Origin of the sequence: Nonomuraea sp. NPDC023979 (genome assembly GCF_040639085.1) — a bacterium.
GTDB lineage: Bacteria > Actinomycetota > Actinomycetes > Streptosporangiales > Streptosporangiaceae > Nonomuraea > Nonomuraea ceibae.
The window spans coordinates 15,665-29,579 of the sequence record NZ_JBEZZG010000013.1 but is presented as its reverse complement, the minus strand read 5'-3'; the positions used below and the strand labels follow the sequence as shown (position 1 = coordinate 29,579).

Annotated in this window: 13 protein-coding genes; 8 read left to right on the top strand and 5 right to left on the bottom strand. The window is 74.7% G+C overall.

Annotated features, from left to right (window positions below):
* Nucleotides 1–9 precede the first annotated feature (9 nt).
* Genes AB0G11_RS23040 through AB0G11_RS23010 form a run of 7 tightly spaced genes read left to right on the top strand, consistent with a single transcriptional unit; the run spans nucleotide 10 to nucleotide 6,602 of the window.
* Entirely contained in the window at nucleotides 10–795 is a 786-nt protein-coding gene (locus AB0G11_RS23040; protein ID WP_219509632.1) for an alpha/beta hydrolase, read from the top strand.
* Nucleotides 792–1,328: a hypothetical protein gene (locus AB0G11_RS23035; RefSeq protein ID WP_357588063.1), complete on the top strand. Its 537-nt coding sequence runs from the start codon at nucleotides 792–794 to the stop codon at nucleotides 1,326–1,328. The genes AB0G11_RS23040 and AB0G11_RS23035 overlap by 4 nt, the downstream gene beginning before the upstream one ends.
* Complete coding sequence (locus AB0G11_RS23030) at nucleotides 1,319–2,335, top strand: right-handed parallel beta-helix repeat-containing protein (RefSeq protein WP_357588061.1); 1,017 nt, start codon at nucleotides 1,319–1,321, stop codon at nucleotides 2,333–2,335. The genes AB0G11_RS23035 and AB0G11_RS23030 overlap by 10 nt, the downstream gene beginning before the upstream one ends.
* The gene (locus AB0G11_RS23025) at nucleotides 2,332–3,270 is read left to right on the top strand and encodes an ABC transporter ATP-binding protein (RefSeq protein ID WP_357588059.1); all 939 of its coding nucleotides are present in this window, start codon (nucleotides 2,332–2,334) and stop codon (nucleotides 3,268–3,270) included. Before AB0G11_RS23030 ends, AB0G11_RS23025 begins: the two co-directional genes overlap by 4 nt.
* 1 nt (nucleotide 3,271) lies before the next feature.
* Nucleotides 3,272–4,450 carry an ABC transporter permease gene (locus AB0G11_RS23020; protein WP_357588057.1) on the top strand — a complete coding sequence of 393 codons (1,179 nt, stop codon included), beginning with the start codon at nucleotides 3,272–3,274 and terminating at the stop codon, nucleotides 4,448–4,450.
* Nucleotides 4,447–5,604: an ABC transporter permease gene (locus AB0G11_RS23015; RefSeq protein ID WP_357588055.1), complete on the top strand. Its 1,158-nt coding sequence runs from the start codon at nucleotides 4,447–4,449 to the stop codon at nucleotides 5,602–5,604. The genes AB0G11_RS23020 and AB0G11_RS23015 overlap by 4 nt, the downstream gene beginning before the upstream one ends.
* 17 nt (nucleotides 5,605–5,621) lie before the next feature.
* A complete protein-coding gene (locus AB0G11_RS23010; RefSeq protein ID WP_219509635.1) occupies nucleotides 5,622–6,602 on the top strand; it encodes a hypothetical protein in 981 nt (326 codons plus the stop codon).
* On the opposite strand, the gene AB0G11_RS23005 is transcribed toward AB0G11_RS23010, so the two are convergent.
* From AB0G11_RS23005 to AB0G11_RS22995, 3 genes are read right to left on the bottom strand one after another with little or no spacing between them, the layout of a single operon-like run.
* Nucleotides 6,589–7,767, bottom strand: coding sequence for a cysteine desulfurase family protein (locus tag AB0G11_RS23005; protein ID WP_357588053.1), 1,179 nt, complete (start codon nucleotides 7,765–7,767; stop codon nucleotides 6,589–6,591). The two genes, AB0G11_RS23010 and AB0G11_RS23005, sit on opposite strands and share 14 nt — an antisense overlap.
* 4 nt (nucleotides 7,768–7,771) lie before the next feature.
* A complete protein-coding gene (locus tag AB0G11_RS23000) occupies nucleotides 7,772–8,662 on the bottom strand; it encodes an LPD16 domain-containing protein (protein WP_357588051.1) in 891 nt (296 codons plus the stop codon).
* Nucleotides 8,663–8,666: 4 nt separating this feature from the next.
* Nucleotides 8,667–10,301, bottom strand: a complete 1,635-nt coding sequence (locus tag AB0G11_RS22995; protein WP_357588049.1) for a condensation domain-containing protein — start codon at nucleotides 10,299–10,301, stop codon at nucleotides 8,667–8,669.
* Between the two features lie 176 nt (nucleotides 10,302–10,477).
* Between AB0G11_RS22995 and AB0G11_RS22990 the strand changes: the two genes are divergently transcribed.
* Nucleotides 10,478–10,747: a phosphopantetheine-binding protein gene (locus tag AB0G11_RS22990; protein WP_219509639.1), complete on the top strand. Its 270-nt coding sequence runs from the start codon at nucleotides 10,478–10,480 to the stop codon at nucleotides 10,745–10,747.
* A gap of 20 nt (nucleotides 10,748–10,767) precedes the next feature.
* Here AB0G11_RS22990 and AB0G11_RS22985 read toward each other — a convergent pair whose 3' ends face one another.
* Nucleotides 10,768–12,300 (bottom strand): AMP-binding protein, encoded by a 1,533-nt coding sequence (locus AB0G11_RS22985; RefSeq protein WP_357588047.1) that lies wholly within the window; start codon nucleotides 12,298–12,300, stop codon nucleotides 10,768–10,770.
* 24 nt (nucleotides 12,301–12,324) lie between these two features.
* Nucleotides 12,325–13,698 (bottom strand): condensation domain-containing protein, encoded by a 1,374-nt coding sequence (locus tag AB0G11_RS22980; RefSeq protein WP_357588045.1) that lies wholly within the window; start codon nucleotides 13,696–13,698, stop codon nucleotides 12,325–12,327.
* Nucleotides 13,699–13,915 lie beyond the last annotated feature (217 nt).

Sequence of the window (13,915 nt, the reverse complement as noted above, 5' to 3'; positions counted from 1 at the left end):
GGAGCCACGATGAGGGAATTCACCACCGAGCACCGGCTCGGCGACGCGGACACCGCCGTGGTGTTCATGTCCGCGCTGTTCGCCGGCGGCTGGATCTGGGACCACCCCTACCGCAGCCTGGAGCGGGCCGGCGTGCCGGTGCTGCGTACGAACGAGCCGATCTGCGGCCTGGACCGGCGGCTGGCCGGCTCCATCGAACGGCTCGGCGACGCGCTGCTCGACGCCTGCGACGCCGCCGGGGCGGACGGCCAGGTCGTCGTCTGCGCCAACTCACTCGGCGGCCTGGTCGCGATCGACCTCGCGGGCCGCCGCCCCGACCGGGTGCGCGGCATCGTGGTGAGCGGCGCCCCCGGCCTGTCCGCCGACCCCGACGTCGGCCTGAGCTTCGACCGGCGCGGCAGCATCCGGCCGACCGGCGAGGACTTCGGCCGCCGCATGGTCGCCGCCCTGTTCCACGAGGGCTGCCACTTCTCCGCCGAGCGCATGGCGGAGGCGGGCGAGCTGCTGGCCCGCCCCGAGTCGATGGTGTCGATGGCGCGCAGCCTCAAGGCCACCCGCGCCTACCGGGTGCCGCCCGCGCTGGACAAGGTGACCTGCCCTGCCCTGTACGTGTGGGGGCGGCACGACAGGATGACGCCCGTGGCGCCGTGGGCCGAGGCGCTGGCCGGGCGCGACGGGCACGAGCTGCTGCTCGTCGAGGACAGCGGCCACATCCCGATGGTGGAGCGGGCCGAGGAGTACACGGCGGCCCTGACGTCCTTCGTCGCGGGGACCGGCGCGGGGACGCTCGCGTGAGCGCGCCGGCCGTCCTGCTGGGCGTGGACATCGTGGAGGCCGACCGGCTGGCCGCGGCCGTCGGCCGGGGCGGGCACCTGCTGGCCCGGCACGTCGCCACCGCCGCCGAGCGGAGCCTGGGAGCGGGCCCGGTCGCCGTCTCGGTCAAGGAGAGCCTGATCAAGGCCGTCGGCGGCCGGCCGCCCGGCTTCACCTGGCACGACTTCGAGGCCGTGAAGGAGCCGCCGGCCGCGTGGGCGCGCCCGCTGCTGGACGAGGCGGCCTGCGAGCTGGCCGACTCCACCGGGCTCCCCCTGACGGGCGGGGCGGCGTACCGGGTGCGCGGCGCGAGCGCCCGCGCGGCCCTGCTCCGGCTGGCAGCTCCGGAGAACGCCCCCGAGAAGGCTCCAGCGACCGCCGCCGGGAGCAGCTCCCCCGGCGGCGCGCCCCGGTCCCGGACCGTGGCCGCCGCCGCCCGGTGGGGCGAGGGCGGCGGCGTGTTCGTGTCGCTGGCGATCGTCTACCTGGCCGAGAAGGGGAACGCATGTCCGTGACGAGAACGGTCCGCCCCGGCGAGCCGATCCAGCGCGCCCTCGACGAGGCGGGCCCCGGCGCCCGCGTCGTCCTGGAGGAGGGCACGTACCGGGAGAGCGTCTGGATCAGGCACCCCGGCGTGACGCTGACCGGAGCCGGGGCCGGGCGCACGGTGCTGGAACCCGGCGGCGGCGGCCCGGCTGGCGTCCCCCGGCTGCACGACGCCGCCGAGGACGTGGTCAGCGGCGTCACCGTGTACGGCGAGTCCGCCGGCGGCGTGCGCGTCGAGGCGCTGAGCGTGCGCGGCTTCTCCGGCGCGGGCGTCTACGCCCACACCGTCGCCGGGGTGAGCGTGCGCGACGCCGAGCTGCGCGGCAACGCCGTCTGGGGCGTCTACCTGCGCGAGTCCACCGGCTGCCGGGTGGTGCGCTGCCACGCCTCCGGCAGCCAGTACGGCGGCGTCGCGCTCAGCTTCTGCCCCCGCTCCGACGCGGAGATCACCGGCAACGAGTGCACCGGCAACGCCTTCGGCGTCTTCGTCGACAACTCCTCGCAGGCGCGCGTGACGGGCAACTCCTGCCACGGCAACGCGATCGGCATCCTGCTGCTCAACCAGGTGTACGAGGGCGAGCCCGAAGGCGGCGTGCGCGACTGCCTCGTCTCCGGCAACGACCTGTACGGCAACGTGCTCGCCGCAGGCGCCGAGCCGGACGGGCTGGGCGCGGCCGGGCCGCCGATCTCCGGCGTCGGCCTCGCCCTGATCGGCGCGCACCGCGTCACCGTCGTCGACAACCGCATCCACGACAACCACCCCAGCGGCGAGTCGGTGATGGGCGCCGGGCTCGTCCTGGGCTCGTCCAAGGACTTCGGCGGCGACGACGTCGACGACTGCCACCTGCTGTGGAACCGGGTCACCGGCAACAGCCCGCTGGACTACCAGCTCGGCGCCGACCCCGCCCGGCAGGTGTACGCGGGCAACACGGCGGGCAAGGGCGACCCGCAGGACGCGCCCGGGTGGCGGCGATGACGGCCGCACTCGCCTGCCGGGGCCTCGGCAAACGCTACGGCGACCTGGTCGCCGTGGACGACGTGGGCTTGTCCATCGCCCCCGGGCAGGCGTACGGGCTGCTCGGCCCGAACGGAGCCGGCAAGACCACCACGATCTCCATGCTCGTCGGCCTGCTCCGCCCCGACGCCGGCGAGGTGCTGGTCGGCGGCGTCGACCTGGCCCGCGAGCCGCTGCGCGCCAAGGCGCGGATCGGCTACGTCCCGCAGGAGATCGCCCTCTACCCGGAGCTGACCGGGCGGGAGAACCTGCGCTTCTTCGGCCGCCTGTTCGGCCTGCCCCGGCGTGGCCTGGCCGCCCGCGTCGACGAGGTGCTCGACCTGATCGGCCTGGCCGACCGGGCCGACGGCAAGCTCGGCGCCTACTCCGGCGGCATGAAGCGGCGCGTCAACATCGGCGCCGCCCTGCTGCACCGCCCCCAGGTGCTCATCCTGGACGAGCCGACCGTCGGCGTCGACCCGCAGAGCCGCAAGGCCATCCTCGACGGCCTCGAACGCCTCGTCGCCGACGGCATGGCGCTGCTGTACACCTCCCACTACATGGAGGAGGTCGAGCGCGTCTGCGACCGGGTGGCGATCATCGACCACGGCCGCATCGTCGCCGACGGCACCCGCCGCGAGCTGGTCTCCCTCGTCGGCGGCGCGGACACCGTGGAGCTGGTGCTGGACGGCGACGTCGCCGCCGCGTTCGGGAAGCTGCGCGCGGTCGAGGGCGTGAGCGAGGCCGCCAGGACCGGGGAGTCGTCCGTGCGGCTGCTCGCCGACGGCGGGCGCTACCTGCTGCCATCGCTCATCACCGCCGTGGAGGGACATGCCACCGTGACCGCCGCCCAGGTCGTCGAGCCCGACCTGGAAGCCACGTTCCTGCACCTCACCGGCACCACCTTGCGGGACTGACATGGGGCGGGCCCTGCTCACGGTGAGCGCGCACGAGCTGCGCACGAGGCTGCGCGACGGCACCGCGATCGTCATCGCGCTGATCGTCCCCGTCACGCTGGCCACGCTGTTCGGGCTGGCGCTCGGCGGTGACGACCCGCCGCTGCGCGCCACCATCGGCCTGGTCGACCTGGACGGCGGCGAGTTCCCGGCGAGCGTGCGCCGCGAGGTGGCGGGCGCCGAGGAGCTGAAGGGCAGCGTGACGCTGCGCGACCTGCCGGACGGCGGGGAGGCGCGGCGGGCGCTCGACGCCGGCGAGATCGGCGCGGCCATCGTCTTCCCCGCCGGGTTCAGCGCCCGCGTCGGCGCGGGGGAGGGCGGCGACGTCACCGTCCTCACCTCGGCCGGATCGCCGCTGGCCGGCGTGGTCGCGGGCGCGGTCGTGGACCGCATCTCCGCCGTCGTGGACGCCAGGACGCTGGCCGTGCGGGCCGCGCTGCTCGCCGGGGTGCCCGGCGACGAGGTCAAGGAGCTGGTCGAGCGCAACGGCGCCGCCGGTCCCGCGCTCGCGCTCACCGGCGACCCGCTGGCCGGCGGCAAGGTGGACCTGGCCGTCTACTACGGCTCCGGCATGGCGGCGCTGTTCGCCTTCTTCGTCGTCGGCGCGTCCTTCCGCAGCCTGCTCACCGAGCGCAAGCTCGGCACCCTCGACCGGATGCGCGCCGGGCCGCTCGCCGCCTGGGTGCCGGTCGCGGGGAAGGCCGTCGTCGGGTTCGGGCTGGCGATGGTCAGCGTCTGCGCCACCTGGGCGTCCGGCACGCTCATCTTCGGCTCCTCCTGGGGCGACCCGCTCGCCGTGCTGACCGTGCTGACCGCGCACGTGCTCGCCGCCGCCGCGATCACCATGCTGGTCGCCGCCCGGGTCAGGACCGACGCCCAGGCCGACGGGGTGATCATGGTGATCTCGTTCGTGGCGGCGTTCCTCGGCGGCAGCCTCGTACCCCTGCACAGCCTGCCCGGCCCGCTGCAGACGGCGGCGCTGCTCACCCCCAACGGCTGGACCGCCACGGCGCTGGCCGAGCTCGCCGGGTCCGGCGCGGGCGTGGCCGCCGTCGCGGGCCCCGTCGCCGTCCTGCTGGCGATCGCGCTCGTCGCGGGCGGCCTGGCCGTCCTCGGCCTCAGGAAGGGGATGCTGCTGTGACGCCCCCGCAGGCACCGCACCGGCCCAGGCCGGTGGCCGCGCTCGTGGCCGCCAACCTGCGCAGGCACGCCCGCGACCGCACCGGCCTGTTCTTCATGGTGATCATGCCGTTCGTGTCGATCCTGTTCGTCGGCATGGCCTTCGGTGGCGGCGGCTCCGGCAAGCTGCCCGTCGGCGTCGTCGCCGAAGGCTCCGACCCCGTCACCGCCGCCCTGCTCGCCGAGCTGCGCGCGCACGCCGACCTGGACGTGCGCGCCATGACGGAGACGGACGACGTACGCTCGGCCGTGCGGTCGGGGGAGCTGGCCGCCGGTCTGATCATCGGGCCCGGCGCCGGCCGCCTCGACCTCGTCATGACCCAGGCCAACGGCAGCGGCCTGGCCGCCCGCGGCGCCGTCGACGGCGCCGTCGCCAAGGTCGCCGCCGTCCTGGAGGCCACCCGCGCCGTCAGGGCCGCGGGCGCCACCGCCGAGGAGGCCGCCGCCCACGTACGCCGGGCGCAGGCCGAGTCGGGGCGCGTCGGCGTGACCGGCACCGCAACCGGCAGCGGCGACCCGGGCGGCTTCGCCTACACCGCCCCGGCCAACCTGCTGCTGTTCACGTTCATCAACTCGATGGCCGTGGCCGCCGCGCTCGTGGAGAGCCGCCGGCTCGGCATGCTGCAGCGGGCGCTCACCGCGCCCGTGACCCGCAGGTCGGTGCTGCTCGGCGAGGCCGTCAGCCGCCTGATCGTCGCGCTCGCGCAGGCGGCGCTCATCGTCGTGGTCAGCGCGCTGCTGTTCGGCGTCTCGTGGGGCGACCCGGTCGGCGTGGCGGCGGTCGTGGGCGTGTTCGCGCTCGTCGCCACCGGCGCCGCGATCCTCACCGGCACCCTGCTCAGCTCGCCCGACCAGGCCCCCGCGATCGGCCCGCCGCTCGGCGTCGTCCTCGGGATGCTCGGCGGCTGCCTGTGGCCGCGCGAGTCCTCGCCGGACGTGCTCAACGCGATCGGCCACCTGTTCCCGCACGCCTGGGGCATGGACGCGCTGCTGCGGCTCGCCGAGCCCGGCACCGGCCTCGGCGCGGTGCTGCCGCAGCTCGGCGTGCTCGCCGGGATGGCGGCCCTCCTGCTGTCCGCCTCACTTGTCCTGTTCAGCCGCCGCACGCCGGCGTGAGAGAAGGAGTGACGACCATGTCCATGACAGCGCTGTTCACCGGCAGGTCCGCCTCCGACGGCGGGCACGAGACCGACGTCTACCACTACGCGGCCCGCAAGGGAGCCATCGAGGCCGTCGACGTGGCCGCCGCCGACCTGGGCATCGACGTCCACCTGGTCAGCCAGGCCGTCCAGCACCTGGTGGAGAACCGGCTGCTGCGCGCCGACGCCGCCACCATCGGCCGGTACGTGCCCGTCGACCCCGACCTCGCGGTCGCCTCGCTGGTCTCCTCCGTCGAGCGGGAGATCTACCGGCGGCGCGAGCTCATCGACCAGATCCGCGAGGGCGTCGGCTTCCTCGGCGGCGGCGACGCCGCCCGCAGCACCGTGGACTACCTCGTCGGCGACCTGGAGGTGCGCGGCTTCCTCAAGACGGCCGGCGACGCCTGCCGGGACGAGCTGCTCGTGCTCCAGGCCGGGATCGGCGAGGCGGGCGACCTGTCGCAGATGTACCTCGTGCTGGTCGCCAGGGGCGTGACCGTGCGCGTCATCTGCCAGCACCGCAGCCGCGCCGACGTGGCCACCCGGCTGGCGATGAAGCGGCTCACGGACGCCGGGGTCGAGGTCTACACCGTCAGCAACGTGCCCCGCTCGGCGATCGTCTTCGACCGCTCGCTCGTCGCCCTGTTCGGCGACGGCGACGGCGACGTGTCACTGGCCCGGGTGCGCAACCAGGGGATCGCCCGGTTCTTCCTCGACATGTTCAACCACCTGTGGGAGAGCGCGACCCCGCTGGAGGGCGTCGAGTTCGGCTACGGCACCGTCGCCGACGACCTCCAGCAGTCCATCGCCGCCCTCATGGCCAAGGGCTACACCGACGAGGTGGTGGCCAGGAAGCTCGGCATGTCGGTGCGCAGCTGCCGCCGCCACATCGCCACGCTCATGCGCGACCTGGACGCCACCAGCCGCTTCCAGGCAGGGGTGGAAGCGGCCAGGAAGTTCCTCAAGACGGGGTGAAGGGGGCCTGAGCGCCCGTGGCGACGACCACGCCGGCCAGGTCGCGGGCCCGCTCCACGACCAGGTCGAGCCCGAGCACCAGATCCTCGAACGGCATCCGGGCGTCCAGGCAGATCCGGACCGTGCTGTTGGCGTCCTCCGCGTCCAGGCCGATCGCCGTCAGCACGTGCGACGGCTCCTGCGACCCTGAGTTGCACGCCGACCCGGTGGCCAGCGCCACCGACGACAGGCTCGACACCAGGCTCTCCCCGCGCACGCCGGGCAGCACCACGCTGAGCACGTGCGGCACGCCGTGGCGCGGGTCGCCGTTGACCCGCACGCCCGGCAGCCCCGCCTGCAGCATGTCCAGCGCGGTCGCGCGCAGCTCGGCGGCCCGCGCCCGCTCGGCCTCCAGCCGGGCCAGCGCCAGCTCGCACGCCTTGCCCAGCCCCACCACCAGGTGCGCCGGGATCGTCCCGCTGCGCAGCTCGTACTGGCCGCCGCCGAACATCACCGGCCGCAGCCGGTGCCGGATCTCCGGCCGCACGTACAGCGCGCCGACGCCCTTCGGGCCGCGGATCTTGTGCCCGGAGATCGACAGCGTGTCGGCCGCCGCCTCCCGCACCAGCATCGGGATCCGCCCGGCCGCCTGCGCCGCGTCCACGTGCAGCAGCGCGCCCGCCTCGTGGCAGAGCGCGGCCAGCTCCGCCACCGGCTGCACGGTGCCGATCTCGCTGTTGACCCACGCGGCGGTCGCCACCCGCGAGTGCAGGTCGAGCCGCCCGGCCAGGTGCTCCAGGTCGATCCGGCCGTCCGGGCCGACCCGCATCATTCGCACGTCCACGCCGCGCCCGGCCAGCGCCCGGCCGATCGCCAGCGACGACTTGTGGTCCGTCGGGCAGAACAGCCCGTTGACGGGCGCCCGGTCGTCGTGGCCGAACACGCCGAGCAGCGCCAGGTTGTTGCTCTCGGTCGCGCCCGAGGTGAACACCACGTCGCCAGGGTCGGCGCCCAGGAGCGCCGCCACCGACGCGGCCGCTTCGTCCACCGCCCGCCTGGCCCGCTTGCCCAGCACGTGCGGGGACGACGGGTTGCCGTACTCCTCGCGCAGGAACGGCAGCATCGCGTCCAGGACCTCGTCGTCCACCCGCGTCGTCGCGCAGCCGTCCAGATAGATGACCTTCATGGCGTCAGCTCCCGAACGTGCTGACGGTGACGAGCTTGCCGTAGATCTCCTCGGCGGACATCTCGCCGCTGCCGCCAGGATCGGCGATCACCACCCGCATGCCCGGCAGCTCGTACAGGTTGAGCGCGATGTCCACGCCCGTCTGCACGGGCATCAGGCACTCGCCCGGCGCGAAGATCAGAATGGCCCGGTAGCCCGCCCGGTACACCTCGGAGACCATCTCGGTGATCTCGCCGGCGCAGCCGGTGATGCCGCAGCTGATGAGCGTGCGGTAGTTGCCGTCGGCGTCGAGGAAGGCCACCTCGCTGTCGCCGCTCCCCGAGTCGAGGTAGCGCTTCTCCAGCCGGCCCTGCTTGACCAGCCGGTCGGCGGCCTTCTGGAAGCGGTACTTCAGCCACGTCTCCGGGAACGCCAGCGGGTGCTTCCTGCTGGGCAGCACGTCCTCGGCAGACAGCCCGGCCTCGCGCAGGATCTTCTCGTACGAGCCGGGCAGCTCGGCGAAGCCGGCGAAGAACTCCGCGCGCAGCTCGGAGGCCGGGCGGCCCGCCGACGGCACGTACTGCCAGTCGTTGACGAGCAGCAGCAGGCGGGTGTCGACGCCGGCGGCGGCGTAGTCGCGCAGCAGCCCGGCCGACATCTCCCAGGTGTAGCCGGGGAAGATGCCGACGCGGCCGGCGATCCGGCGGCGCATCGTCTCGTCCGCCTGCTCCTCGATGACGCCCGGGACGAGCCGCCCCGACGCCGCGTCCTCGAACAGCATGAAGTGGCCGCCCATGACGACCAGGTTGGCGAGGTCCTCGCCGGGCAGTTCGCGTGCTATCGCGTCGCGGAGCTCCCGCTCCGAGGCGACCAGGCGCTGTGACCTGGTCACCTGGCCGGTGGATGCGTGGTTCATGGTCTCACTCCGAGTGTGCCTGGTTCTGGTGAAGGCGCCCCTGGGCCAGCCGGGAGGCCAGCGCGCCCAGCGGTGCGGGCCCGGCGAGCTGGTTGAGGGTCAGACCCTCCCAGCCGCGCCGCGCGAGCTCGGCCAGCACCTGCGGGATGCGCAGGACCTGGCCTCCGGCGAGGGTGTAGCTGTCGGAGAGATCGAGGGGGCCGAGGCCGTGCGCCTCCCGCACGGCGTCGGCCAGGGCGCGGGCGGCGGGGCCGGCGTGACCGTGCCACGTCTCCAGCGGGACGGGGTCGGGCGGCGCGCCCGCCGGGGCGAACCCGGCGATCCGGGCCGCCTCGCCGAGCGTCGGACCGGGCGCGCCCTCTTGTGACGCGCGGGCGTCGCAGGTGAGGACCAGCGCCTCCATGCCGCGCAGGAACCGCTCGACGTCGCCGGCATCCATGACGGACGAGGCGGCGTGCAGCGACAGGGCGACCGCGTCGCGCCACTCGTCCACCCGCAGGTACGTGTCGTCGCCGTGGTGCGCCCACGCCCACGGCACCGGGTTCCAGGTGAAGGCGGTGCGCCGGCCGCCGTACTCGCGGGTGCGCTGCTTGATGAAGTTGATCTCCGAGCCGAGCCGTACGGCGACGCCGCGCCGCGACCCCTCCCGCGACACCATCTCCACGACCTTGTCGTAGGGCACGTACGCGTGCTCCCCGGCCCGCCCGTACGCGGCGGCCACCCGGCGCAGCAGCTCGCCGAACGAGGGGTCGCCCGCGCAGCTCACCCGCACCAGCATCGGCGAGAACATGCACGTCAGCACGTCGGGGCACGGGTGCGACTCACGGTTGCTGACGAACGCCAGGTGCGCCACGTCCTCACGCCCGGTGTAGAGGGCCGCCATCGCCGTGTAGGCGGCCACGTGCACCAGCGACGGCCACACGCCGTGCCGGGCGGCGATCCGCCGCGACGCCGCCAGCATCGGCGGCGAGATCAGCGTCGCGTGCCCGGCCGGAGGGCCGTCTGCCCGCTCGGTCCGGCGCGCCGCGAACGGGTCGGCCGGCAGCACGCCGACCTCCTCCTGCCAGTACGCCATCGCGCGTGACGCCACGATGGCGGCGTCCGCCGACGCCTCGTGGCGGGCCAGGTCGGCGGGCTGGTGGCGGACCGGCGGCAGCGCGGCCGGGCGCCGGGCGACGGCCCCCGCGCTCTGCGTGCGCAGCTCCCGCTTGATCTCCCCGAGCGTCCACATGTCGACCGCCAGGTGGTTGAACACCAGCACGCAGTGCCGCGGCGCCCCGCCGGAGGTGATCAGGCACGCCCGCACCGGCCACTCCCCGGCCAGGTCGAACGGCCGCGTGCTGAGCTCCTCGACCACCTCGGCGGGCGTGGCGCCGCCGTCGCGCTCGGCGGTCACCACCGTGACCGGCAACGGCGCGGGCGGGCGCACCCGCTGCTCCGGCCCCGGGCCGAAGGTCGTGCGCAGGATCTCGTGCCGCCGCGTCAGGTACGTGAGCATCGCCCGGCAGGCCGCGACCGTCAGCCCCGCGGGCAGGTCGAACCGCAGCACCACGTGCGTCTCGTGCTGGTGGCCGGGCGGCAGCTGGTGGACCCGCAGCCACATGTAGCGCTGCCCCCAGCACAGGCTCGCGGATTTCATTTTCTCCCACCCCCGGCGGTCGGCGGACACATTCGAGAATCGGCTTTCGGGACAGCCGGCACAACCGCTGTTCAATGGCAGGTTCCGGCCGTGGGAAACGGCCAGGAGCGCCATTGTTGACCGATGATCCGCCGTTCGGCAGCCTGAATATTCACCACTGGATTGGGGGTAACGCGATGCTGGAAATTCCGGACCGGTTCCAGAGCATTCTGCGCGCGCATCTGCCGTACGCGGAGTCGGCCGGGCTCACCGCCCGCGACGAGCTGTCGGCGCTCGGTCTCGACTCGATGGGCGTGGTGCGGCTGATGGTCGACATCGAGAACGGCTACGCGGTCGAGCTGCCCGACGAGCTCCTGGACGAGTCCACGTTCGCGACCGTCGGCTCGCTGTGGCTGGCGCTGTCCACGCTGATGACGACCCGCCCGGACCGTCCCAGGCCGTTCTGAGCGGGGCCGTACCGCAGCCGTCACCCGCGCAGGACCGCCGCCACGGCCCGGCGGTCCACCTTCCCGTTGGCGTTGAGCGGCAGCTCCGCCACCGGCGTGACCGAGCGCGGCACCATGTAGCCGGGCAGCACCTGCGTGACCCCCTTGACCAGCGCCACCGGATCCAGCGCCGCCCCGTCGAGCCCGGTGCAGGCGGCGGCCAGCTCCGGCTCGCCGTCCGGGCCGGGCAGCGCCAGCACGACCGCCTCCTGCACGCCCGGCTGCCCGCGCAGCGCGCACTCCACCTCGCCCAGCTCCACCCGGTGGCCGGAGATCTTCACCTGCTGGTCCAGCCGGCCCAGGTGCACCAGCACCCCGTCACGCCAGGCCACCCGGTCCCCGGTGCGGTACCACAGCTCCGGCGCCGCCGTCGCGCCCGTCTCCGCGCCGGTCGTGACCCGCCCGTCGAACGCGGCGAACCGGCCCGCGTTCACCGCCGGATCGGTGTAGCCGGGGAAGCGCTGCACGCCGCGCAGGCACAGCTCGCCCTCCTCGGCCGGCCGCCCGTCGCCGTCGATCACCAGGTGCTCCACGCCCGGGTACGGCAGGCCGATCGGCACCGTCCCGTTGGCCGTCACGGGCCAGCGGGCCGGGTCGGCGGGCAGGCGGTACTCGGTGCAGCTCAGCGTCAGCTCCGTCGGCCCGTACACGTTCTCCAGGACGCTGTCCGGCGCCGCAGCCCGCCACGCCGCGGCCTGCCGCAGCGTCAGCGGCTCCCCGCAGAACAGGCTCCACCGCAGCGACGGCATCGACCCCGGCGCCAGCCGGCGCAGCCGCATCGCCACCGACACCACCGACGGCACCGAGAACCAGTGGGTCAGCCGCTCCCGGGAGACGAACGCGACCGGTTTGAGCAGGTCGTAGCGGCCCGGCACGACCAGCGTCGCGCCGCTGCCCCAGGTGGCGAACAGGTCGAACACCGACAGGTCGAACGTCAGGTCGAAGGTCTGCGACACCCTGCACCCCGGCCCGAGCCCGTACCGGGGGATCACGTGCCGCAGGTAGGCGTCCACGCTGCGGTGACGGATCGGCACGCCCTTCGGCGTCCCCGTCGAGCCCGAGGTGAACAGCACGTAGGCGACGTCGTCGGCCTGCGCCCGCGCGGACGGCGCGGGACCGGACGGGTGCGGCTGCCCGGCGGCGGCACGGACCACGCGGACGCCGTCCGGCAGCCCGGGCGGCTCCAGGCCCGCGTCCGACAGCACCGCGCCGAGCCCGGCGGACGCGGCCACCAGCCGGTTGCGGGCGGGCGGCGCGGCCGGGCTCAGGGGTACGGCCGCCGCGCCGAGCCGCTGGATCGCCAGGTACCCGGCGTAGGCCAGCGGGCCGCGGCCCGCGTGCAGCCCCACCCGCGACGGCGGCCCGTCGCAGGCGCCGGCGATCAGCGCGGCCAGCCGCCCGGACAGCGCCTCCAGCTCGGCGTACGTCCAGCGTTCGCCGCCGGCCTCCAGGGCGACCCGGTCGCCGTGACGCGCCGCCGACGCGGCGAACCACTGGTGGAGGGTGCGTGCCATGGCCTCTCCCTCGATGACGGTCCGCTACCGGGACGACCCGGCCGGGCTCGGCGGGCCGGGCGGGCTGGGCGGGTTCGCCGGGAACAGCGCCGGGGGGAGCTCGGCGCCCGCGCTCCACAGGTCCTTCAGTGCCCGGTCCGGCTCCGTCAGCGCGAGCTGGATCCCCATCGGGATCGTCCGCATGAGGTCTGTCATCGCCTCGGCCGGCAGCACGTCGGGGTCGCCCAGCATGAGCACGCCGGTGCGCCCGCCCCGCACCTCCACCCGCACCCGGAACGCCTGCCCGTACGGCTGGGCGACGGGCGTCCAGGCCAGCTCGGCCGGCGTCTGGTCGGCGGGGTCGCTCGGCCGCCGGTCCACCTGCACGTAGTTGAACCAGGCGCGGAAGAAGTGGTTGACCCAGCAGCCGTGCTCCGGCGCGGGCCCGGCCACCTCGGTGACGCGGTCGAAGTCGTAGCTGCCGTGCCGGTAGGCCCTGGCCCCCGCCCAGTGCAGCCGCTTGATGTGCTCGGCGAGCGTGGCCCGCCGGTCCACCTCGGTCACGACGGGGACGAGCTGGTTCATGGTGCCGATGAGGTGCTGGTCCTCCGGGGCGAACCGGTTGGACGACATCAGGCTCATCGTCACCCGGTCGGTGCCCAGGTGGCGGGCCAGTCCGGCGGCGACGAACGCCATCACCACCGCCGGCGCGGTCACGCCGTGCCTGCGCGCGGCCTCCGCCGCCAGGCCGCCCAGCCGCCGCGAGTGCAGCGTCAGCTCCAGCCGCTCGCGCTTGACCCGCGCGGGCAGCGTCGGCAGCTCGTCGGTCAGCCCCTCGGCCAGCACCGACCGCCAGTAGCGCTCGGCGCCCTCCTGGCGGGGCCGCCAGGCGTCCGCGCGCTGCCGCCGCGCCACCTCGCGCGGCGGCGGTCCCGCGGGCGCCGGGCGGGCGCCCGACGTGAGCGCCTTGAACTCGTCCTGGAGGTGGTGGATCGACCACAGGTCCACGATCAGATGGGAGAACACCAGCGTCAGGTACACCGGGGCGCCGCGCGAGCACACCAGCCGGCCCCGCCAGTTGAGGTCGTCCGCCATCGCGAACGGCACCGCCACCAGCTCCGCCTTGGTCCGCTCGTGCTCGGCCGGGTCGGTCACCACCCGGTCCACCCGCTCGATCGGCAGCGCCACGCTCTCGTGCACACGCTGCACCGGCGTGCCGCCGCCCGGGTCGTACGTGGTCCGCAGGGCCTCGTGCCGGGCGACGAGCCGCTCCAGCGCGGCGGTCACCTGCCCGACGGACAGGCCGCGCAGGTCCCAGGTGGCAGGCAGGTTCGCCTCGGCCAGCCAGTCCTCCGGATACCGCTCGATCTCCCGCCAGCTGAACAACTGGCCGTGACTGAGCGGAGACTCGACGGGCATGCGCCCTCCTCCCGCGGCTTCGTCCGTCCGTCATTCATCCCCGACCGCCGGCGCCCGGGTCAAGGGGCCGGACGGTCGGCGGCGATGGCAACAAATGGCGGCAACAAGGTGCCGCCTGCGACCTGTGCCCGCGGTCCGAACCGCCAATTAGGGTCTCACTCACTATGCAATGGCCGCGAACTCGTCCGGCTGTCGGTAAATGCTTCACAGCCGTTCG

Bases quoted from the DNA above. Each gene is read 5' to 3' on its own strand.
- AB0G11_RS23040 (WP_219509632.1), top strand. From the start codon at position 10: ATGAGGGAATTCACCACCGAGCACCGGCTCGGCGACGCGGACACCGCC.
- AB0G11_RS23030 (WP_357588061.1), top strand. From the start codon at position 1,319: ATGTCCGTGACGAGAACGGTCCGCCCCGGCGAGCCGATCCAGCGCGCC.
- AB0G11_RS23025 (WP_357588059.1), top strand. From the start codon at position 2,332: ATGACGGCCGCACTCGCCTGCCGGGGCCTCGGCAAACGCTACGGCGAC.
- AB0G11_RS23020 (WP_357588057.1), top strand. From the start codon at position 3,272: ATGGGGCGGGCCCTGCTCACGGTGAGCGCGCACGAGCTGCGCACGAGG.
- AB0G11_RS23010 (WP_219509635.1), top strand. From the start codon at position 5,622: ATGTCCATGACAGCGCTGTTCACCGGCAGGTCCGCCTCCGACGGCGGG.
- AB0G11_RS23005 (WP_357588053.1), bottom strand. From the start codon at position 7,767: ATGAAGGTCATCTATCTGGACGGCTGCGCGACGACGCGGGTGGACGAC.
- AB0G11_RS23000 (WP_357588051.1), bottom strand. From the start codon at position 8,662: ATGAACCACGCATCCACCGGCCAGGTGACCAGGTCACAGCGCCTGGTC.
- AB0G11_RS22995 (WP_357588049.1), bottom strand. From the start codon at position 10,301: ATGAAATCCGCGAGCCTGTGCTGGGGGCAGCGCTACATGTGGCTGCGG.
- AB0G11_RS22990 (WP_219509639.1), top strand. From the start codon at position 10,478: ATGCTGGAAATTCCGGACCGGTTCCAGAGCATTCTGCGCGCGCATCTG.
- AB0G11_RS22985 (WP_357588047.1), bottom strand. From the start codon at position 12,300: ATGGCACGCACCCTCCACCAGTGGTTCGCCGCGTCGGCGGCGCGTCAC.
- AB0G11_RS22980 (WP_357588045.1), bottom strand. From the start codon at position 13,698: ATGCCCGTCGAGTCTCCGCTCAGTCACGGCCAGTTGTTCAGCTGGCGG.